Source organism: Exiguobacterium sp. s132, from assembly GCF_018617235.1.
GTDB classification, from domain to species: domain Bacteria; phylum Bacillota; class Bacilli; order Exiguobacteriales; family Exiguobacteriaceae; genus Exiguobacterium; species Exiguobacterium profundum.
In genome coordinates, this window is the sequence record NZ_JACSJU010000003.1 from 1 (window position 1) to 20,847 (window position 20,847).

Below are 20,847 nucleotides of genomic sequence, written 5' to 3' on the forward strand. Positions count from 1 at the left end.
GTTCCCATGCCGAACACGGAAGTTAAGCGTCTCAGCGCCGAAAGTAGTTGGGGGATCTCCCCCTGTGAGGATAGGACGTTGCCAGGCAAACGGTGGTTCTGGAGCATTCGCTCAAGGGCCGCCGTTTTTTCATATCATCGATTCAGCTTAGTGGAAGAGAGGACGTAAGAAGCAATGGCTAAGAAGATCAAAGTATATGTCGAACCAAATGAAACGGTCAGTGAATGTTTAGATCGAATCAATGAAATGGGTTATCGTCCTATACGCCGTATTGAAAAGCCCGTCTTTGAGCAAACGGGAGCCAAAGATGAACCTGTCCATTCCCATCAATCGATTTTATTTGAATGCGTCTCTAAAGAATCCTAATGCCAAGCCGTCACGCAGATTGTGTGACGGCTTTTTTATGTCTCAAAATGAATGTTCGCGTTCAAAGCATCGATCTCCAAGCGCATCCAATAAAGTTTGAGCTCGTTTTTCTATCTTTTTAGGAAGATTCTCTTTACTAAAGTATTCAAGAGCCAAACTTTCACCATCTTCCATGACGAGCGCTCCATGTACTCCTTTCGCCTGGTATAAATGAATGACACCGTATGTCTCGTCTCCGTTTGGATATTTGAAGTAACCATCTGAACCGGAAAAGACTTGGATTAATTCAAATTGCTCAGCGAGAAGTCCAGTTTCTTCTTTTAATTCTCTTGCAGCGACTTCTTCCAACGTTTCCCCGAGCTCCATCGATCCTCCTGGTAACCCCCAGTCAAGTGTATCCGATCGGAATTGCATCAGTACCTCTTGCTTTTGATTGATGACCAAAATGGTTGCTCCCACACTGATAATCGGACGATTCCCAATCACTTCCCGTAAACTTGCGATGTAACTCATCTAACTCCCCCTTTTCAATAGCATACATTACCGAAGATGATTATGCTGATAACGTCTAAAAAGCGAACGATAAATATTCAGACAATTAAAATGTTCGCAGTTTATTGACATGTTTTCAAAGAACAAGGTACGATAGGCGTGTGAGATAAGAAAAATAAATAGTGCTCCATATAATCGCAAGGAAATGGCTTGCAAGTTTCTACCTGATCACCGATTCTGATCAGACTATGGGGTGTAGCGGACGTGTATTTGTCATGCCTATACCCTAAACTGATTGTCGGTTTAGGGATTTCTTTTTGTAAGGGGGACATTGGGAATGAACGTAGCAGTTGGAGTAATCATGGGAAGTTCATCTGATTGGGAGACGATGAAACATACATGTGACGTGTTGGATGAATTACAGATTCCATATGAAAAACAAGTCGTATCAGCTCACCGTACACCAGACCTTATGTTCGAATATGCTGAAGAGGCACGAAGCAGAGGCATCCAAGTGATCGTTGCGGGTGCTGGTGGGGCAGCCCACCTTCCTGGAATGGTCGCTGCGAAAACAACACTTCCTGTCATCGGTGTCCCGGTAAAGTCGAAAGCACTCAATGGAATGGATTCGCTACTCTCCATTGTTCAGATGCCTGCAGGAGTTCCAGTAGCAACTGTTGCCATCGGAAAAGCGGGAGCAACGAATGCAGGGTTATTGGCTGCTCAAATCCTCAGCATCCACTCCACAGACATTACAAATCGACTTGATGCATTTCGTGAGAAGAAACAAGAGATGGCGATTCGAGGAACGGAGGAGTTGGTCTGATGAGAATCGGAATTTTAGGTGGAGGACAACTTGGCCGGATGATGTCTCTTAGTGCGAGTGCAATGGGATACACGACACTTTGTCTCGATCCAAACCCAAATGCACCGACTGCTCAAGTGGCAGATTCAATTGTTGCCTCATTTAATGATGTGAATGCCGCAAAAGAACTCGCTACTCGTTCAGACGTTGTGACTTATGAATTTGAGAACATCGATACGGAAATGATTGCAGCCATCGAAGAAAAATGTCCACAAGGTATGGACGTATTGAAGGCGACGCAACATCGAATTTTAGAGAAACAGATGATTGAATCAGCAGGACTACGTGTCGCACCGTATGTTTCGGTACGTACGGTTCGAGATGTACGGCAGGCATATGAGAAGCTCGGCTTACCATTTGTCATCAAAACGTGTCGCTTCGGTTATGACGGGAAAGGGCAGACGGTCATTCGGTCGGAACATGACCTTCAGACATTCGTTGAACATTTTGTCGAGCAGGAATATGTCGCCGAAGCTTGGTTGCCATTTGAAAAAGAAATTTCAGTCATTGTGACGAGAGGGTATGACGAAACGTCGACATTCCCAATCAGTGAAAACATTCATCACAACAACATCCTACATTTATCGATTGTACCGGCTCGCGTATCAAATGAGATTCAAGAGGATGCAAGACACCTCGCTCTCCAGCTTGCAGACCATATCGGCTTAATGGGAACGCTCGCTGTCGAGCTGTTCGTCATGGCGGATGGCCGTCTATATGTGAATGAGCTTGCGCCGCGTCCGCACAACTCCGGGCACTACACGATTGACGCTTGTGAAACCTCACAATTTGAACAACACATTCGAGCCGTGACCGGGATGCGCCTTGGACGGACGAGATTGACATCGCCTGTCGTCATGGTCAACCTTCTCGGCGAGCATATGCCACGACTTCATGTCAAAGCATTGCCATCGAATGTTAAACTACATCTGTATGGAAAAGATGAAGCGAAGACAGGTCGCAAAATGGGACATTTGAACGTCCTTGGTGACACGGTCGAAGAAGCGCTTCATACCATCGAACAACTGGCAATTTGGAAGGAGACCGATTTATGATTTCACGCTACACCCGCCCAGAGATGGCAAACATTTGGACTGATCAAAACAAATTCGAGGCTTGGTTAAAAGTTGAACTTTATGCCTGTGAGGCTTGGAGTGAACTCGGTATCATCCCGAAAGAAGATGTACAAGTTCTTTGGGACAAGGCATCGTTCGATGTTGATCGCATTCTAGAGATTGAACAAGAGACACGTCATGATGTGATTGCGTTCACTCGTGCCGTTTCCGAGACACTCGGAGAAGAGAAAAAGTGGGTACATTACGGATTGACGTCGACGGATGTCGTCGACACGGCACTCTCGTACTTAATCAAACAGGCGAATGATCTTTTAGAAGCCGATTTAGATCGCTTCATCGGTATTCTCGCAGAAAAAGCGAAGGCACATAAGTATGACATCATGATGGGACGTACCCATGGCGTTCACGCGGAACCGACCACGTTCGGTCTGAAGCTCGCCCTCTGGTATGAAGAGATGAAACGAAACAAAAAACGCTTCATGGCAGCTCGCGAAACGATTGAATTCGGGAAGATGAGCGGAGCGGTTGGGACGTTTGCGAATATCGACCCGTTCATCGAGTCATACGTCTGTGACAAGCTCGGTATCCAAGCTGCACCGATTTCGACACAGACACTCCAACGTGACCGTCATGCCGAGTACATGTCAACACTCGCATTGATTGCCACATCGATTGAAAAGATGGCAACCGAGATTCGTGGACTTCAAAAAACAGAGACACGCGAAGTGGAAGAGTTCTTTGCGAAAGGACAAAAAGGGTCTTCTGCGATGCCGCATAAACGTAATCCAATCGGTTCTGAAAATATGACGGGTCTTGCACGCGTCATTCGCGGTCATATGATGACAGCATACGAGAATGTCCCACTCTGGCATGAACGTGACATCTCGCACTCATCAGCAGAACGAATCATCATTCCGGATGCGACGATTCTCCTCAACTACATGTTGAACCGTTTCGGTAACATCGTGAAGAACTTGACGGTCTTCCCGGACAACATGCGCCGCAATATGGACCGTACGTTCGGGATCATCTTCTCGCAACGGATCTTACTCGGTCTCATCGAGAAGGGCTGGTCACGTGAAGCAGCATACGACGCGGTTCAACCGAAAGCGATGCAGGCATGGGAAGAAGAGACGATGTTCCGTACATTGATTGAAGAGGACAAAGAGATGGGCGCACTCTTTACGAGTGAAGAGCTCGATGAGTTGTTCGACCCGCGTTATCACGTACGCCGTGTCGATACGATTTTTGAACGCTGTGGTTTGTAATCGTTGAGGGGCGACAAGCCCCTCTCACTTTTAAGGGGGAACGGTTCAGATGAAAGCAATTTATGAGGGCAAGGCGAAGGCGTTATTTGAGACAGAAGAAGCGGGTGTGCTTCGTGTGTACTATAAAGACGATGCGACAGCATTCAATGGAGAAAAGAAAGAGTCGATTGATGGGAAGGGGATTTTAAACAATGCCATCACGACCCAGTTGTTCGAATTGATGCATGACAACAAGATTCCGACGCACTTTATCAAACAAATCTCAGACCGGGAACAGTTGGTCCGCCGTGTCGACATCATTCCGTTAGAAGTGGTCGTCCGCAACGTCGCGGCCGGTAGTCTGGCGAAACGTCTCGGTTGGGAAGAAGGAAAACCGCTCCTCGCACCGATTGTCGAGTTTTATTATAAGGACGATGCGCTTGGGGACCCACTCCTCACGGAGGATCATATCCGATTATTGCAAGTTGCTACACACAAAGAAGTCGAAACATTGCGACAACTCGGGCTTTGGGTAAACGATGTCTTGCTCGATTTCTTTGGTCAACACGGCATCGACGTGATCGATTTCAAACTAGAGTTTGGAAAAGTGGATGGGACGATCATCTTGGCGGATGAAATCTCACCGGATACGTGCCGCCTTTGGGACAAAGAAACGAAACAAAAGCTTGATAAAGATGTATTCCGTCGCGATTTAGGTTCTTTGACTGAGACGTATGGACAATTGTTAACACGCATAGGGGGAAACGGACAATGAAAAAAGTAAACGTGTATGTGACATTACGTGAAAGTGTACTCGACCCACAAGGAGTTGCCGTAAAAGGCGGGCTCGAACATCTCGGATTCGCTGGAGTTGAATCGGTGCGCATCGGGAAAGTGATCGAGCTTCAAGTAGCGGACGACACGACAGAAAACATGGTCAAAGAGATGTGTGAGAAGTTACTCGTCAATACGGTCATTGAGAATTATGAAATCGAGATGGGGGTACTCGCATGAAGTTTGCGGTCATCGTCTTTCCAGGATCAAACTGTGACCTCGACATGTACCACGCGGTAAAAGATGTGCTCGGGGAAGAAGCGGAATACGTGTTCCATACAGAGACTTCACTTGAAGGATTCGATGGGGTCCTCTTACCAGGCGGTTTCTCATACGGAGACTACTTGCGCTGCGGGTCAATCGCCCAGTTTTCACCAATCATGGCTGAAGTGAAGCGTTTCGCGGAAGAAGGACGCCCGGTACTCGGGGTATGTAACGGATTCCAAGTGCTCGTCGAAGCGGGACTCCTTCCAGGCGTATTGATGCGAAACCGCGATTTGAAATTCATGTGTAAGACCGTCGACCTCGTCGTCGAAAACAACGAGACGATGTTCACAAGTGAGTACGCGGCACAGGAAACGATTCGCGTGCCAATCGCACACGGTGAGGGCAACTACTACTGTGATGATGCGACACTTGCGGCATTGAAGGCAAATGGCCAGATTGCGTTCACCTATAAAGAGAACCCGAACGGATCGGTCGAAAACATCGCCGGCATCACGAACGAGGCAGGGAACGTACTCGGCATGATGCCACACCCGGAGCGTGCGGTCGAAGCGTTGCTCGGTGGGGAAGACGGTAAACGGTTATTCACGTCAATCGTAAAATGGGGGGCACGACATGTTACTTACAACTGAACCGACAGCTACACAAATCCGTGATGAACGGATCTATGCCATGATGGGATTATCGGACGACGAATACGCGCTCGTCGTCTCACTGCTTGGCCGGGAACCGAATTATACAGAGATCGGTCTCTTCTCGGTCATGTGGTCTGAACACTGTTCGTACAAAAACTCGAAACCGGTGCTCCGGAAGTTTCCGACAACCGGCAAGCACGTCTTACAAGGACCGGGAGAAGGGGCTGGAATCGTCGACATCGGAGACGGCCAAGCCGTCGCCTTTAAAATCGAGAGTCATAACCATCCATCCGCGATCGAGCCTTATCAAGGAGCGGCGACTGGGGTTGGCGGAATCATCCGTGACATCTTCTCGATGGGCGCCCGTCCGATTGCTTTATTGAACTCACTCCGTTTCGGAGATTTGAACGAATCACGTGTGAAACATTTATTCGGTCATGTCGTATCCGGCATCGCTGGATACGGGAACTGTGTCGGCATCCCGACTGTCGGTGGGGAAGTCGCCTTTGACCCGGCTTACTCAGGAAACCCACTCGTCAACGCAATGTGCGTCGGCTTCATCCGTCATGAAGACATTCAAAAAGGAATCGCGGAAGGTGTAGGGAACTCGGTCATGTACGTCGGAGCAACGACAGGACGTGACGGAATCCATGGTGCCACGTTCGCTTCTGAAGAACTCGGGGAAGACGCGGACGAGAAACGTCCAGCCGTCCAAGTCGGAGACCCGTTCATGGAGAAGCTCTTGATCGAAGCGTGTCTCGAAGTCATCAAGCACCCGGCGCTCGTCGGGATTCAAGACATGGGCGCAGCCGGATTGACGTCATCGTCAGCAGAGATGGCATCGAAAGCAGGGATGGGAATCGAGATGAATCTAGACCTCGTCCCACAACGTGAGACAGGCATGACACCTTACGAGATGATGCTATCGGAATCGCAAGAGCGGATGCTTCTCGTCGTCAAAGCTGGACATGAAGACGAAATCGAAGCAATCGTCACGAAGTGGGGACTTCATGCAGTCAAAGTCGGAGAAGTCATTGAAGAAAAAGTACTTCGTCTCGTTCATCAAGGTGAAGTCGCGGCGGAAGTACCGGTCGATGCACTCGCCGAAGACGCTCCTGTCTATCATAAACCGTCTAAAGTCCCGGCATATTACGAAGCATTCCAAGCGATGGAGCCGGTCACACCAGTTGTCGAAGATGTGATGGCGACATGGAAAGACGTCCTTGCGATGCCGAGCATCGCCTCGAAACGTTGGGTGTATGAGCAATATGACCATATGGTACAAACGTCGACAGTCGTCGCACCGGGTAGTGATGCCGCAGTCATTCGCATTCGTGAGACGGAGAAGTCGCTCGCGATGACGACGGACTGCAACGCAAAATATGTCTATCTCGATCCACGTGTCGGTGGAGCCATCGCTGTCGCGGAGGCGGCGCGAAACATCGTCGCAAGTGGTGCAGAACCACTCGCTTTGACGGACTGCCTCAATTTCGGGAGCCCGGATAAACCGGAAGGGTTCTGGCAGCTCGATCAAGCCGTCGAAGGAATGGCAGAAGCGTGTCGTACGCTTGATACGCCGGTCATCGGTGGGAACGTATCGCTGTATAACGAATCGAACGGACAATCCATCTACCCGACACCGGTCGTTGGAATGGTCGGACTCATCGAAAAACCAGAACATATTACGACATCGTTTGCGAAACAAGCGGGGGACGTCGTCTTCTTACTCGGTGAGACAAAAGCAGAATTTGGCGGAAGTGCCCTTCAAATGTTGCAAGACGGAAAAGTGAGCGGTCATGCACCGACACTCGACCTTGAAGAAGAACGTCAGACACAGAAGGTATTGCTTCACGCCATCCGTGAAGGTCTGGTCACGGCGGCACACGACGTGTCAGAAGGTGGTCTTGCGGCAGCGTTACCGGAACTGGTCTTTGGAACAGGGTTCGGCATGCACGTGACGATCGACACAGACCTTGTGACGGCACTATTTAGTGAATCCCAGTCACGTTTCCTCGTGACAGTAGACAAGGCACATGCCGAGTCATTCGCGCGCATGACGAACGGGACAGCAATCGGGACAGTGACAGAAGCCCCGACCCTTGTCGTTCGCGCAAGCGACCGCTTGATTGAAATGGACGTGAAAGAGTTGGAACGTGTATGGGAAGGAGCTATTCCATGTTATATGACATCCGAGGCATGAACGAGGAGTGCGGCGTCTTCGGTGTGTTCGGTCACATCGAAGCCTCACACCTTGCCTATTACGGACTGCACAGCTTGCAACACCGTGGCCAAGAAGGAACGGGGATCGTCACGGCAGACGGAGAACGTCTCCATGCGAAACGAGGACTCGGTCTCGTTACCGAGGTGTTCGATGAGACGTCACTCGACACACTCACGGGGAATCATGCGATTGGGCATGTCCGCTACTCAACGGCAGGCGGCAATACGTTAGAGAACGTTCAACCGCTCCATTTCAAGTCGTTGACTGGGGATTTGGCGATGGCGCATAACGGAAACCTCGTGAATGCGAACGAATTGAAACATATGCTCGAAGCGGAAGGCGCGATCTTCCAGACGACGTCCGACACGGAAGTCGTGGCTCACCTCATCAAGCGAAGTCGCGGCAATTCGTTGAAAGAACGAATCGCCGACAGCTTGGCTCGTCTCGTAGGGGCATTCGCTTTCCTATTCTTGACGGAAGATGCACTGTACGTCGGTGTCGACGTGCATGGGTTACGTCCATTGTCACTTGGACAAACCGAAGACGGGGCTTACGTGTTCGCTTCGGAAACGTGTGCGTTTGACGTCGTGGGGGCGACGTACGTACGAGATGTTGAACCAGGAGAATTGCTCATGGTCACGAATGAAGGGATCACGTCGGAGCGATTCAGTGAAGCGGCAGTCCGTGCCATGTGTTCAATGGAATACATCTACTTCTCACGACCGGACTCTATCATCGATGGCATCAACGTGCATACGGCACGTAAGGCCATGGGGAAAAAGATGTTTGAAGAAGCACCGGTCGAAGCAGATGTCGTGACAGGTGTGCCGGATTCAAGTATTTCCGCGGCAATCGGTTACGCTGAGGCGAGCGGAATCCCATACGAAATGGGACTCATTAAAAATCGTTACGTCGGACGTACGTTCATTCAACCGTCTCAGGAATTACGGGAGCGCGGCGTGAAGATGAAGTTATCAGCGTTACGCGGTGTCGTAAACGGGAAACGCGTCATCATGGTCGATGATTCCATCGTCCGAGGAACGACGAGTCGTCGAATCGTTTCGTTACTCCGGGAGGCAGGCGCGACGGAAGTGCATGTGCGCATCACGTCACCACCGATCAAACATCCGTGTTACTACGGAATCGATACATCGACCAAGGAAGAGTTAATTGCGGCAACCAAATCCGTTGAAGAAATCAGAGAAGAGATTGGTGCCGATTCACTAGCGTTCCTCACATTGGATGGAACGGTCGAAGCCATCGATCGTCCATTTGAAGGAGCACTACGCGGGCAGTGTGCTGCATGCTTCACGGGACTTTATCCGACTGAACTTGCAGAACTCGTGACAGAGACAAAGGCTTAAGGGGGAAATGCAATGAGCGTTCGTTATGAACAAGCGGGTGTGAATTTAGAAGCAGGGTACGAGGCCGTATCCCGTATGAAACGTCATGTTGCTCGGACAATGCGTCCGGAAGTGATGACAGGACTCGGTAGTTTCGGAGCGATGATTGATCTCGGTTCGATGAACATGAAACACCCGATTCTCGTGAGCGGGACCGACGGGGTCGGGACGAAACTGAAATTGGCGTTCGCGCTCGACCAGCATGACACGATTGGAATCGACTGCGTCGCCATGTGCGTCAACGATTGTCTCGTGCATGGGGCAGAACCGCTCTATTTCCTCGACTATATTGCGACCGGAAAAGCAGAACCGGCTAAACTTGAGCGAATCGTCGCCGGTGTTGCGGAAGGATGTGTCCAAGCCGGCTGCGCCCTCGTCGGTGGCGAAACCGCTGAAATGCCGGGGATGTATCCGGATGGCGAATATGATATTGCTGGATTTGCGGTCGGTGTCGTGGAGAAAGAAAACTTGCTCGACGGTTCGACGATTCAGGATGGAGACGTTGTGCTCGGACTTGCATCTTCAGGCGTCCACTCGAATGGGTTCTCGCTTGTACGTCATATTGTTGAATCACAAGGTCTTCATTATACGGATGAGATTGCGATGCTCGATACGACACTCGGGAACGCCTTGCTGTTGCCGACACGGATTTATGCCGAAGCGGCGAAAGCGGCGATTTCGACAGGGAAGGTTCAAGGGATGGCACACATCACAGGTGGTGGCTTCTATGAGAATGTCCCTCGCATGTTGCCAGAAGGTCTCGGCATCACGTTCGATGCCTCGAGTTGGCCGAGTCTTCCTGTATTCGACTGGCTCGAACAAGTCGGGAACATCTCGAAGCAAGAAATGTTCAACGTCTTCAATATGGGGATTGGTTATATGATCACGGTACGTCCTGAAGACGTGGAACTCGTCGAAGCGGCGCTTGAACGTGTCGGGGAGACCGCGCACCGAATCGGGAAAGTCGAGAGTCGTCCAGGCATCCGGATCTCAGGAGTGGACCAATGAAACGATTTGCTATCTTTGCGTCAGGATCGGGAAGTAACGCCGAAGCGATTTGGCAAGCAATCACCGATGGTCATTTGTCTGCTGAATGTGTGTTGCTCGTGACGGACAAACCAGAAGCTGCTGTTCTCGATCGAGCGGAGCGTCACGGGATTCCGAATTTTTCGTTTACACCGAAGGCGTACGCGTCAAAAGAAGAGTTCGAGGAAGAAATTCTCGTCCTTCTCCGTACGCTTCGTGTAGACTATATCGTGTTGGCGGGGTATATGCGCTTGATCGGAAATGTGTTACTATCCGCATATCCGAACCGTATTCTAAACATTCATCCATCGCTTTTACCCGCTTTTCCAGGTAAAGACGCGATCGGACAGGCGCTTGACGCCAACGTACCGACGAGTGGTGTAACCGTTCATTATGTGGATGCGGGGATGGACACGGGTCCGATCATCGCACAGGCGTCCGTCGAGATTGAAGGGTGTGACCGCACCGAGGCGACACGTCGTATTCAGACGATCGAGCACCAACTGTATCCGCGCGTATTACAACAAGTGTTGAATCAACAGGAGGTTTTCAAGTGAGAGCATTATTAAGTGTTTCTGATAAAACGGGAATTGTCGAACTCGCAACCGTCTTGCATGAGGCGGGCATCGAGCTCATCTCAACAGGTGGGACCGAGGCGGCGCTTCAACAGGCAGGATTACCAGTCAAAAACATTTCAGAAGTGACATCGTTCCCTGAAATGTTAGACGGCCGTGTCAAAACGTTGCACCCACTCGTTCACGGGGGATTGCTCGGACGTCGCGACCTTGATACGCATGTCGCACAAATGAAAAATCATCACATCGAACCAATCGATTATGTGGTCGTCAATCTGTATCCGTTCAAAGAGACGATTGCAAAAGAAAATACGACATACGAAGAAGCGATTGAAAACATTGATATCGGTGGACCGAGCATGTTGCGTTCAGCTGCGAAAAACCATGCGAGTGTCACCGTCGTCGTGGACCCGAGTGATTACACACTCGTCGCTGATGAAGTACGTGGAGGTGGTACATCGTTTGAAACACGTCAACGTCTCGCGACGAAAGCGTTCCGACATACGGCTGCCTATGACGCATTAATTGCCGACTACTTAGGTCGTCAAATCGGCGAAACGTTCCCAGAGCAGTTGACGGTCACGTATGAAAAGGTTCAAGACCTTCGTTATGGAGAGAACCCACACCAACAAGCGGCGTTTTATAAGACACCGTTATATGACGGGATGACACTTGCGAATGCGACACAGCTTCACGGGAAAGAGCTCTCGTATAACAATATTCAAGATACGAATGCAGCACTTGAAGCACTCAGTGAATTGACTGAGCCGGCGGCAGTCGTTGTCAAGCATATGAACCCATGCGGCGTTGCAGTCGGACGGACGATTTCTCAAGCGTTCGAACGTGCCCATGCGGCCGACCCGGTCTCTATCTTTGGTGGAATCGTCGCCTTAAACCGTGAAGTCGATCTCGAAACGGCGGATGCCCTTCGCAACATCTTTTTAGAGATCATCATTGCTCCATCCTTTAGTGAGGCAGCACTTGACCGATTGAAAGAGAAAAAGAATCTTCGTTTGTTGACGTTAGATATGGGACAGATGACAGGCATGCGCCTCACGGCTGTCGCGGGAGGATTGCTCGTACAAGACGGGGATGACATGACACTCGATGATGCCTCATGCCAAATCGTGACGGATCGTCGTCCGACAGCATCAGAATGGGAAGACTTGAAACTTGCATGGCGTGTCGTCAAGCATGTCAAATCGAACGCTATCGTCGTCGCAAAAGACGAAACGACGATTGGAATCGGTGCCGGACAGATGAACCGCGTCGGTGCAGCAAAAATCGCTTTCGAACAAGCTGGAGAACGCGCGACAGGCGCGGCTCTCGGAAGTGATGCCTTCTTCCCGATGGCAGATACGGTCGAAGCGGCAGCGGCAGCGGGAATCACGGCCATCATCCAACCGGGTGGGTCGATTCGCGATGCCGAATCGATTGAAGCGGCAAATCGCCATGGTATCACGATGGTATTCACATCAGTCAGACATTTCAAACACTGAGAGGGGTTTGCGTCATGAACGTATTGGTCATCGGTCGAGGAGGACGCGAGCATGCGCTCGCGTGGAAGTTGAAACAAGACGGGCATCACGTCTTCGTTGCACCGGGCAACGACTTCATGGAAGGGATGACGTGTGTGTCGATCCATGAAACAGACGTGGAGGCGCTCGCCCATTTCGCAGAAGAGAACGAGATCGAATGGACGATTGTCGGACCGGAGTCGTCACTCATGGCAGGAGTCGTGGATACGTTCCGTGCCAAAGGACTGAACATCTTTGGACCGACGAAAGCGGCTGCCTTACTCGAAGGAAGCAAGGCGTTCGCAAAGGAAGTCATGATGGAAGCCGGGATTCCGACAGCGGCATACGAGGCGTTCACAGAAGCGGAATCGGCGCTTGCCTATATCGAGAAGCTAGGGGCACCACTCGTCGTCAAGGCGGACGGATTGGCTGCCGGTAAAGGCGTCACGGTTGCATTTACGGTCGAAGAGGCGGAAGCTGCCGTACGTGATATTTTCACGACGGATAAATTTGGGCAACAGTCACAAGTCGTCATCGAAGAGTTCCTCGATGGGGAAGAGTTTTCGCTCATGGCGTTCGTCTCGGGAGAGCGTGTCATTCCGATGATCACCTCGCAAGATCATAAACGTGCCTATGACGGCGACAGGGGACCGAACACGGGTGGTATGGGCGCTTATAGCCCGATGCCACATCTTTCAAAGGACGTGTATGAGGAATCGGTGAAGACCGTATTAGAACCACTCGCGCAGACGATGGTCAAACGAGGTACTCCATTTGAAGGATTCTTGTACGCCGGTCTCATCTTGACGGCGAATGGACCAAAAGTCATCGAATTCAATGCACGCTTCGGTGACCCGGAAACGGAGGTCATTCTACCGAACTTGAAAACGCCGCTCCTTGACATGATTGAAGCGGTCGTTCGTCAAGAACCGTATCTGATTGAATGGGTCGATGGATATACGATGGGGGTCGTCATTGCGGCCGAAGGGTATCCGGACCGACCGATCACGGGCCAGGTGTTATCAGGATTTGAGTCGCTTCCGAAAGATGTGCTGGTCTTCCATGCCGGCACGACAAAGAAGGGCGATCAAGTCGTAGGGAGCGGAGGTCGTCTACTTGTTGTGACGGCGACGAAGCCGACACTGCTTGAGGCGAAAACGGCTGTGTATGCGGCGATTTCACAACTCGATTTACCTGAGACGTTCCACCGAACGGATATCGGGTCACGGGCGTTCACGCAGATTATTTGAAGGATGGGTCAACCCATCCTTTTTTTCATGCGAAAAAAAGGAAATGCCGATATCCTGTTCTACAATAATAATAAAGTAGCTGGAAGAAGGAGGGTGGTCGGCCTGCGTGTTCAAACAAAATTATTTATTGCGATAGCCGTGAACATTGTATTCTTCATCGGTGTTATTTTATTCGTCATCAAACCGTATTTTGTAGAGAAAAGTATTGAGCAGGACAGGGCGATGACCCGTGATCAAATCGAAAGTGTGTCAGAAGTGTTCGCCAATCACCGACTCATGCTCGAACGAATTCTTGTAGATTGGTCAGTCTGGACGAACGCCTATGATTTTGTTCAAAATCAGAATGAAACATTCATTGAAAATAACATGGGGGAAGAGACACTCGAAAACTTGGGGGTCGGCGCAATGATTTTCCTCGACCGTGATCGAGAGGTCGTCTACTCGGAGTTTACTCAATTTTATGAATTAGATCGTGAAGAGGACAAAGAGACATTCACGAACGACTTGATCCGTTACGTCAACTCGTCAGGAATCAAACAAAGTGCGGTGTATGGCACCGATTTCGGTCCGGTCGTCTTCATGAGTCATCCGATTGTGAGAAGTGATGGGACAGGAAAGCCGGGTGGGACGCTCGTGATCATTCAAAAAATCGGTCCAGACTTCATGGCCGCGATGAGTGCCCAAGCAAAAACGAAATTATCGATCAGTCCTCTTTCACACCGGCAGTTGACGGTCGATGAAGACAATCAATTTGCACGTGTCTCGTTACCGCTTCAATCCGTCTATCAAGATGCGAACTGGGAACTCAACTTCTCGGTGAAGCGAACGTACTATACCAATACACAGACCATGTTAGAAACGGGGATGCTAGGGCTGCTTGTGCTCGGTCTTGGTCTATTGTTGACACTGTTTTGGTCGGTGAATCAAATTGTCACGAAACGATTGATGGGCATCGTCAACGAACTCAAATGGATCACGAAAGAACGGAATAGTCGGTTACGGATTCAGTTGCATCCAAATCAACAAGACGAGATTGAAGAGATGGCGATCAGCATGAACGAGGTGCTCGATGCACTCGAACAGACACAAAAAGAATCGTTGACGCGTGCCTTCCGAGATTCTTTGACCCGTCTTCCGAACCGTTTGGCGGTCGAAGAGATGTTCGTGAGCTTACCGGAAACGACCCGGTCGATTGGAGTGATGGGAATCGATCTCGACAACTTCCGACGGATCAACGATCAATTTGGTCAGCGTACAGGAGATGCGATGCTGACGTTCTTTGCCTCTCGTTTGATGTTTTATAGAGAGGATGGATTCGTTGCAAGAATCGGAGCGGACGAGTTCATCTTGATTCATTCGGAATGGACGACCGAGGAGCTCATGATTATCGCGAATCAATTAGTGAAAGATTTGCGCGAATGGGGTTTGAAGCAAGGGATGAACCATTTGACCTTGAGTATCGGCATCGACGAATTGACAGGACCGACGCATCATTCCTATGAGGTGATGATGGCGCGACTCGATGTCGTCTTACACGAAGCCAAAGCATCCGGGAAAAATCAGATTCTTTCCTATCATGAGATTGAAGATGGGAGTCACTACTTGCAAGCGCTCGAGATGGAACGTGATTTACGTCATGCGTTGCGTCATGATGAGTTCGAACTCTATTACCAACCAATCGTCTCTCCGCAGCCGTTTCAAGTAAGAGGAGTCGAGGCGTTGATTCGCTGGCACCATCCACAGAAAGGGTTCGTTTCTCCCGGCGTGTTCATTCCGGTTGCGGAGCAACTCGGGCTCATCTCAGATGTGGGACGCTGGGTGCTTGTGCGCGCCATCACCGAGATTCAAGAGTACGCAGAGCGGTTTGATTTATTTTTATCCATTAACGTCTCGAAACGTCAGATTTTAGACGGCTCGTTTTTAGAAGCGTTGGAGGAGACGCTCGCTAAGACAGGATTTCCCCCACACCGGTTGCATGTGGAAATCACAGAGAGTGAAGTCGGTGGGAATGTGTATGAACTTCAACAGTTCATTCAAGCGTTAAAGGCCATCGGGGTCAAAATATCACTCGATGACTTCGGTGTTGGGACATCGTCACTTTCATACCTGCAATCCCTGCGTCTCGACATCGTTAAAATCGATCAGAACTTCGTGAAAGGGATTCCGGAGAATAAGTTTGACCGCGCGCTGTTAGAAGGGCTGTATCAAACTTTCCAAACGCTTGGACTCGAGATCGTCACGGAAGGGGTCGAGCGACCGGAACAGCTTGCGTTCGTATTAGAATATAGTGGTTCGCTCATTCAAGGTTATCATTACAGTAAACCGATTCCGGTCGATCAATTGCACCTGTACTTACGAAAAACGGTCATGACTCAAATTTGATGTAGGCGACTCTTCACAGGGAGAGTCGTCTTTTTTTGTGAAAAATATATGTGAAATTTGTTACAATAGGGAACATAACTTGCGACCCATTCAGAGAAAAGGTAAACTTGAAACAGGGAAAGAAAACGCTTTCAAAACTATTTTTTAATAGCTTTGCAAGGGAAAAGGGAGGATTGGGTTCGATGCCAACAAAAAGAACGGCGCGGGCACCGTGGTCTAAAGTGATGATTCGTTCACAACTTGAAGTCGTGGATCGATTGCGACCACCTTCGCTCGTCTTACAAAACGCAACGTATTTGAACGTTTATGTAAAACAATGGAGAACCGCAAATATTTGGATTGAGGGAGATCGGATCGTGTATGTCGGTCCAGACTTACCAGAATCAGCGGTCGAAACGGTCGATGTGACAGGAAAGTATATTGTACCTGGGTATATCGAGCCTCACGCTCATCCGTTTCAATTATACAATCCGGCGACGTTGTCAAAATATGCAGGAGAGCGTGGAACGACGACGCTCGTCAATGACAACATGCTGCTTTTTTTACAAGAGAAAGAGCAAGCGTTTGCGCAGCTCGATGCGATTCAGCAATTACCGACGAGTACGTATTGGTGGGCACGATTGGATACGCAAACGGAGCTGGACCGAGAGAGCGTGGCTGTCGACTCGGAACGCGTTCATGAGTGGTTTAACCATCCGGACGTCGTCATGGCAGGTGAATTGACGGCATGGCCACGCGCCTTGAAGGGCGATGATGAGATGCTTCAGTGGATGCTTGACGCCGAGACGTGCGGTTTGCCGGTCGAGGGACATTTTCCGGGGGCGTCGCCGAAGACATTGACTAAAATGGCGTTGATGGGAGTACACAGCGACCATGAGGCGATGACGGCGGAAGAGGCGTTCAATCGATTGGAACTAGGTTATACGACGACGCTTCGACATTCCTCGATTCGTCCGGACCTGCCGGAGATGATTCGTGACCTATTGGCGAATGGATTGACGGCGTTCGACCATCTCATGGTGACGACGGACGGTTCGACACCGGGCTTTTATGAGGACGGCATGCAGGATGCTCTCGTCCGCATTTTGATCGAAGCGGGATTACCGGCCATCGAAGCCTACCGGATTGTCTCTCATAACGTGGCTCGTCATTTTGACCTCGATCATATTTTAGGTGCAATTGCGCCAGGCCGCATCGCGCATTTGAACATTCTAGATGCCATCGAGGAACCGCGTCCGACGGCCGTTATCGCGAAAGGGCAATGGATTTATCGTGATGGGGTATCGCTTTTCCCGAACGAATTAGTGGAAGCAGTCCTCGACATGATGCCGTCGACAGACGTTTCAATCGAGCTTACGCCACAAGACTTGTCCTTCAGCATGCCGGTCGGACTCGACATGATCAACTCGGTCATCATGAAGCTGTTTAAAATTACGCATGACACGGGTCAAGATGAATTACCGCGTGATGGAGACGAATCGTTTCTCATGTTGCTTGATAAAGAAGGGAAATGGCGATTGAACACAGTCCTGAAAGGATTCGCTCGAGATTTTGGTGGACTTGTCAGTTCGTACTCGATCAGTGGGGACTACTTGATTCTAGGAAAATGTAAACAAGATATGTTACTGGCGTTCAAACGAATGAACGAACTTGGAGGCGGGATTGTCCTCGTAGACAAGGGCGAAATTGTTGCGGAGATTCCGTTGCCACTCTGTGGGATGACGTCGACGGAGCCACTTGAAGTGCTCATCGGTCAAGAGAAACAGCTGCGAGACGAGCTCATGGCGAGGGGCTATCAGTTCGAAGACCCGATCTATACATTACTATTTTTAGCGTCTACCCATTTGCCGTATGTTCGGGCGACACCTCTCGGCATTTACGAAGTCATGAAGAAACAAGTACTATTTCCTGCGATTTTGCGATGAATAGTTGAGTCCAAGGCGCCCCTGCTTTAGAATGATAAAGAAGTATGAGTAGAGAGGATGCTTGCGGATGCAACTCGATAAATTACGAGGTCGAGAGCTTGATCAATTGTTTGAAGCGATTTTGAAGCTCGAGACACTCGAAGACTGTTATCAATTATTCGAAGATTTAGCGACTGTTAATGAAATTCAAGCACTTGCGCAACGACTTGAAGTGGCGCGGCAAATTCGTGAAGGAAACACGTATCATAAAATTGAGGATGCGACAGGCGCCTCAACGGCCACGATTTCACGTGTGAAGCGATGCTTGAACTATGGGACAGGCGGATACGATCTCGCTCTTGAACGTCTACAACAAACAAAAGGTGACTCGTAAGAGTCATCTTGTTTTTGATGGAGGGGAGGGGCGAGATGCAACAGAAATTCATGAAACAGAACTTACAATTGTTCTTTCGAAATTTAACACCGGTTCAAACACTCGTATTAATTTATAGTGCGGCAGCGATTTTATCAGTTTTGCTTCTCGCCTTACCAATCGCCCACAAGCCCGGAGTGACGATCACATTTACCGATCTTGTCTTCTTTGCGGTGAGCTGTGTCAGTGTCACCGGTCTGACACCGATTGTAGTCACCGATACTTTCTCCACGTTCGGCTTATTTATCATCCTGTTCATCGTCCAAGTGAGCGGTGTCGGATTGATCAGTTTGCACGTCATCATGTGGATCTTACTTGGGAAACGAATTGGGTTTAGGGAAAGACAACTGATTTTACGCGACCAAAACCAGACGTCGATGTCTGGTATCGTCAAATACATCACGGAAATCGTCATCACCGTAATCGCCATTGAAGCGGTCGGTGCCGTCTTGCTCGGGGTCCATTACTTAAGTTATTTTGATACCGCCGGAGAAGCCTTCTTGCAAGGATTGTTCGGGTCGGTCAGTGCGACGACGAATGCCGGGTTTGACATTACGGGAAGTTCGCTCGCACCATTCCGTGAGGACCCGTTCGTCATCTTTACACAAATCGCGCTCATGACCGGTGGTGCCATCGGATTCCCAGTGCTTGTAGAAATTCGAACGTACTTGGTGAGCCGAATCACTCGAAAACGTCATACGTTCCCAAGTCGATTCTCTTTGTTCACGAAATTGACGGTTTCGACCTTCTTTATTTTGATTGCCGTCGGTACGGTCGGCTTGTTCATCTTTGAATACAACAATGCCTTTAAAGACTTGCCGCTTTGGTTGGCACTTTCGGATTCGTTGTTCCAATCCGTGACGACACGAAATGGTGGTCTATCGACGGTAGATGTCAATTTGTTCTCTGAAGCGAGCATGTTGCTTCTGTCCATCCTTATGTTCATCGGGGCGTCTCCATCGTCTGTCGGTGGGGGGATTCGGACGACAACGTTTGCTGTAGCCGTTCTCGCTGTCATCGCCTTCATTCGCGGGGACTCGTCCATCAAAATTTTCGGTCGTGAAATCGTCCTTGAAGATATTTGGAAAGCGTTCGTTATCATTACGGTCTCGCTTGCCGTGTTACTATCAGGTGTCATGGTCATGGCTTATTTTGAGGATGCTTCGTTGACACGAATCTTATTCGAGGCGTGTTCTGCGTTCGGGACGACGGGCCTATCCGTCGGATTGTCCTCCGAATTTAGTAACGTTGGAAAATGGGTGTTGACGATTCTCATGTTCATCGGTCGGATCGGCGTCATCGCCTTCATTCTCATCCTGCAACGGAGACAACCGAAGCGGATGTATAACTATCCGAAAGAATCAATCATCTTAGGATAAGGAGATTGTCATATGAAAGCATTTTGGATCAACTTCGGATACGTCTTTATTGTTCCGGTTCTTCCGTTTATCGCCATCGTCAATGGAACGGCGCTCTGTTCACCGGACTCGCCGCTCCTTGACATACCGGTGCTCGGATTCTTTTTAGCGAATCCGCTCTGGTTCGTCCCCGTTTACGGTCTATTCGCCTTGCTTGTTGCGAAATGGTTGACGGATCGGGAACGGAATCGTACGGTACGTTCGTGACTTGCTTCGGCAAGTCTTTTTTTGTTGGGGAGATGCACGGGAGGAAAAAAATCGATACACTAGAGAAGGATTCGATAGGAGGGAATGAGTTGGAATTTCAGACGTGGCGACATGTGTTTAAACTAGATCCGAATAAGGAACTCACAGATGAGGCGCTCGAGGCCCTCATCCATTCTGGGACCGACGCCTTTTTGATTGGAGGAACGGATGGGGTTGATGCAGAGAATACATTTGCGCTATATGCTAGAGTCCGAGATGCCGGGATTCCAATCGCACTTGAGATTAGTCATCCTAGTCAAGTCATCCACGGATTCAATCATTACTTCGTGCCCACCGTGCTGAATGCGGGAACTCCGGAATGGATCATTGGACATCATGCTCGTGCGTTTGAACGATACGGCCATTTCTTTGATGACCGTCTTGTAACGGCTCAAGGGTATCTCGTCTTGAACCCGGACGCGAAAGTCGCTGACGTGACGGAAGCACGATGCGATTTGACGATCGAAGAGTCCGTGGCATACGCGGAAGTTGGACATCACTTGTTCCGTCTTCCCTCGCTCTATATCGAATATAGTGGACGACTCGGGAATCCTGATGTCGTCAAAGAGATTCGTTTGGCGTTACCTGATGCACATCTCTTTTACGGTGGTGGCATCGAGGGAGAAGAGACGGCACGATTAATGGGTGCACATGTCGACACGATTGTTGTCGGCAATATCATTTATGAAGACTTAGCTGGAGCACTTGCGACTGTACGAGCACTCCGATAAA

General features: G+C 49.7%; 20 protein-coding genes, 1 rRNA gene and 1 riboswitch. Of the genes, 20 read left to right on the plus strand and 1 reads right to left on the minus strand.

What is annotated here, in order from left to right; genetic code table 11:
* Positions 1–87: ribosomal RNA gene (gene rrf, locus KNO78_RS12390) — 5S ribosomal RNA — on the plus strand; the annotation flags it as partial.
* Between the two features lie 87 nt (positions 88–174).
* Complete coding sequence (locus tag KNO78_RS12395) at positions 175–366, plus strand: NETI motif-containing protein (protein ID WP_015880702.1); 192 nt, start codon at positions 175–177, stop codon at positions 364–366.
* Between the two features lie 42 nt (positions 367–408).
* Here KNO78_RS12395 and KNO78_RS12400 read toward each other — a convergent pair whose 3' ends face one another.
* Positions 409–879, minus strand: coding sequence for an NUDIX hydrolase (locus KNO78_RS12400; RefSeq protein ID WP_159563478.1), 471 nt, complete (start codon positions 877–879; stop codon positions 409–411).
* Between the two features lie 146 nt (positions 880–1,025).
* A riboswitch (purine riboswitch) is annotated at positions 1,026–1,127 on the plus strand.
* 68 nt (positions 1,128–1,195) lie between these two features.
* On the opposite strand from KNO78_RS12400, the gene purE reads away from it, so the two are divergent.
* From purE to pcrB, 18 genes are all read left to right on the plus strand, one after another.
* The gene (purE, locus tag KNO78_RS12405; RefSeq protein WP_214691430.1) at positions 1,196–1,684 is read left to right on the plus strand and encodes a 5-(carboxyamino)imidazole ribonucleotide mutase; all 489 of its coding nucleotides are present in this window, start codon (positions 1,196–1,198) and stop codon (positions 1,682–1,684) included.
* Positions 1,684–2,778 (plus strand): 5-(carboxyamino)imidazole ribonucleotide synthase, encoded by a 1,095-nt coding sequence (gene purK / locus KNO78_RS12410; protein ID WP_214691431.1) that lies wholly within the window; start codon positions 1,684–1,686, stop codon positions 2,776–2,778. Before purE ends, purK begins: the two co-directional genes overlap by 1 nt.
* Positions 2,775–4,067: an adenylosuccinate lyase gene (purB, locus tag KNO78_RS12415; protein ID WP_015880706.1), complete on the plus strand. Its 1,293-nt coding sequence runs from the start codon at positions 2,775–2,777 to the stop codon at positions 4,065–4,067. Before purK ends, purB begins: the two co-directional genes overlap by 4 nt.
* 49 nt (positions 4,068–4,116) lie before the next feature.
* Complete coding sequence (gene purC, locus KNO78_RS12420; protein WP_214691432.1) at positions 4,117–4,821, plus strand: phosphoribosylaminoimidazolesuccinocarboxamide synthase; 705 nt, start codon at positions 4,117–4,119, stop codon at positions 4,819–4,821.
* Positions 4,818–5,060 (plus strand): phosphoribosylformylglycinamidine synthase subunit PurS, encoded by a 243-nt coding sequence (gene purS, locus KNO78_RS12425; RefSeq protein WP_159563481.1) that lies wholly within the window; start codon positions 4,818–4,820, stop codon positions 5,058–5,060. Before purC ends, purS begins: the two co-directional genes overlap by 4 nt.
* Entirely contained in the window at positions 5,057–5,737 is a 681-nt protein-coding gene (gene purQ / locus KNO78_RS12430) for a phosphoribosylformylglycinamidine synthase subunit PurQ (protein ID WP_015880709.1), read from the plus strand. The genes purS and purQ overlap by 4 nt, the downstream gene beginning before the upstream one ends.
* Positions 5,721–7,940 (plus strand): phosphoribosylformylglycinamidine synthase subunit PurL, encoded by a 2,220-nt coding sequence (gene purL, locus KNO78_RS12435; RefSeq protein ID WP_214691433.1) that lies wholly within the window; start codon positions 5,721–5,723, stop codon positions 7,938–7,940. The genes purQ and purL overlap by 17 nt, the downstream gene beginning before the upstream one ends.
* On the plus strand, positions 7,916–9,325 hold the full coding sequence (purF, locus tag KNO78_RS12440; RefSeq protein WP_159563484.1) for an amidophosphoribosyltransferase: 1,410 nt from the start codon (positions 7,916–7,918) through the stop codon (positions 9,323–9,325). Before purL ends, purF begins: the two co-directional genes overlap by 25 nt.
* A gap of 12 nt (positions 9,326–9,337) precedes the next feature.
* The gene (gene purM, locus KNO78_RS12445; RefSeq protein WP_074037834.1) at positions 9,338–10,372 is read left to right on the plus strand and encodes a phosphoribosylformylglycinamidine cyclo-ligase; all 1,035 of its coding nucleotides are present in this window, start codon (positions 9,338–9,340) and stop codon (positions 10,370–10,372) included.
* On the plus strand, positions 10,369–10,947 hold the full coding sequence (purN, locus tag KNO78_RS12450) for a phosphoribosylglycinamide formyltransferase (protein ID WP_214691434.1): 579 nt from the start codon (positions 10,369–10,371) through the stop codon (positions 10,945–10,947). The genes purM and purN overlap by 4 nt, the downstream gene beginning before the upstream one ends.
* On the plus strand, positions 10,944–12,464 hold the full coding sequence (purH, locus tag KNO78_RS12455) for a bifunctional phosphoribosylaminoimidazolecarboxamide formyltransferase/IMP cyclohydrolase (RefSeq protein ID WP_214691435.1): 1,521 nt from the start codon (positions 10,944–10,946) through the stop codon (positions 12,462–12,464). The genes purN and purH overlap by 4 nt, the downstream gene beginning before the upstream one ends.
* A gap of 14 nt (positions 12,465–12,478) precedes the next feature.
* A complete protein-coding gene (gene purD, locus KNO78_RS12460; RefSeq protein WP_159563486.1) occupies positions 12,479–13,732 on the plus strand; it encodes a phosphoribosylamine--glycine ligase in 1,254 nt (417 codons plus the stop codon).
* 222 nt (positions 13,733–13,954) lie between these two features.
* Positions 13,955–16,114, plus strand: coding sequence for a bifunctional diguanylate cyclase/phosphodiesterase (locus tag KNO78_RS12465; RefSeq protein WP_251125327.1), 2,160 nt, complete (start codon positions 13,955–13,957; stop codon positions 16,112–16,114).
* Between the two features lie 182 nt (positions 16,115–16,296).
* The gene (locus KNO78_RS12470) at positions 16,297–18,039 is read left to right on the plus strand and encodes an adenine deaminase C-terminal domain-containing protein (protein ID WP_214691437.1); all 1,743 of its coding nucleotides are present in this window, start codon (positions 16,297–16,299) and stop codon (positions 18,037–18,039) included.
* A gap of 67 nt (positions 18,040–18,106) precedes the next feature.
* Positions 18,107–18,412 (plus strand): YerC/YecD family TrpR-related protein, encoded by a 306-nt coding sequence (locus KNO78_RS12475; RefSeq protein ID WP_015880718.1) that lies wholly within the window; start codon positions 18,107–18,109, stop codon positions 18,410–18,412.
* A 35-nt stretch (positions 18,413–18,447) separates the two neighbouring features.
* Complete coding sequence (locus KNO78_RS12480; RefSeq protein ID WP_214691438.1) at positions 18,448–19,830, plus strand: TrkH family potassium uptake protein; 1,383 nt, start codon at positions 18,448–18,450, stop codon at positions 19,828–19,830.
* A gap of 12 nt (positions 19,831–19,842) precedes the next feature.
* Positions 19,843–20,076 carry a hypothetical protein gene (locus KNO78_RS12485; RefSeq protein ID WP_214691439.1) on the plus strand — a complete coding sequence of 78 codons (234 nt, stop codon included), beginning with the start codon at positions 19,843–19,845 and terminating at the stop codon, positions 20,074–20,076.
* Positions 20,077–20,165: 89 nt separating this feature from the next.
* A complete protein-coding gene (gene pcrB, locus KNO78_RS12490) occupies positions 20,166–20,846 on the plus strand; it encodes a heptaprenylglyceryl phosphate synthase (protein ID WP_214691440.1) in 681 nt (226 codons plus the stop codon).
* The last annotated feature ends 1 nt before the right edge of the window (position 20,847 follow it).

Coding starts and splice junctions, on each gene's coding strand:
- purS (WP_159563481.1), top strand. CDS start 4,818: ATGAAAAAAGTAAACGTGTATGTGACATTACGTGAAAGTGTACTCGAC.
- KNO78_RS12465 (WP_251125327.1), top strand. CDS start 13,955: ATGACCCGTGATCAAATCGAAAGTGTGTCAGAAGTGTTCGCCAATCAC.
- purM (WP_074037834.1), top strand. CDS start 9,338: ATGAGCGTTCGTTATGAACAAGCGGGTGTGAATTTAGAAGCAGGGTAC.
- KNO78_RS12395 (WP_015880702.1), top strand. CDS start 175: ATGGCTAAGAAGATCAAAGTATATGTCGAACCAAATGAAACGGTCAGT.
- KNO78_RS12480 (WP_214691438.1), top strand. CDS start 18,448: ATGCAACAGAAATTCATGAAACAGAACTTACAATTGTTCTTTCGAAAT.
- KNO78_RS12470 (WP_214691437.1), top strand. CDS start 16,297: ATGCCAACAAAAAGAACGGCGCGGGCACCGTGGTCTAAAGTGATGATT.
- KNO78_RS12475 (WP_015880718.1), top strand. CDS start 18,107: ATGCAACTCGATAAATTACGAGGTCGAGAGCTTGATCAATTGTTTGAA.
- purK (WP_214691431.1), top strand. CDS start 1,684: ATGAGAATCGGAATTTTAGGTGGAGGACAACTTGGCCGGATGATGTCT.
- purQ (WP_015880709.1), top strand. CDS start 5,057: ATGAAGTTTGCGGTCATCGTCTTTCCAGGATCAAACTGTGACCTCGAC.
- purN (WP_214691434.1), top strand. CDS start 10,369: ATGAAACGATTTGCTATCTTTGCGTCAGGATCGGGAAGTAACGCCGAA.
- purF (WP_159563484.1), top strand. CDS start 7,916: ATGTTATATGACATCCGAGGCATGAACGAGGAGTGCGGCGTCTTCGGT.
- purE (WP_214691430.1), top strand. CDS start 1,196: ATGAACGTAGCAGTTGGAGTAATCATGGGAAGTTCATCTGATTGGGAG.
- purC (WP_214691432.1), top strand. CDS start 4,117: ATGAAAGCAATTTATGAGGGCAAGGCGAAGGCGTTATTTGAGACAGAA.
- purB (WP_015880706.1), top strand. CDS start 2,775: ATGATTTCACGCTACACCCGCCCAGAGATGGCAAACATTTGGACTGAT.
- KNO78_RS12400 (WP_159563478.1), bottom strand. CDS start 879: ATGAGTTACATCGCAAGTTTACGGGAAGTGATTGGGAATCGTCCGATT.
- purD (WP_159563486.1), top strand. CDS start 12,479: ATGAACGTATTGGTCATCGGTCGAGGAGGACGCGAGCATGCGCTCGCG.
- KNO78_RS12485 (WP_214691439.1), top strand. CDS start 19,843: ATGAAAGCATTTTGGATCAACTTCGGATACGTCTTTATTGTTCCGGTT.
- purL (WP_214691433.1), top strand. CDS start 5,721: ATGTTACTTACAACTGAACCGACAGCTACACAAATCCGTGATGAACGG.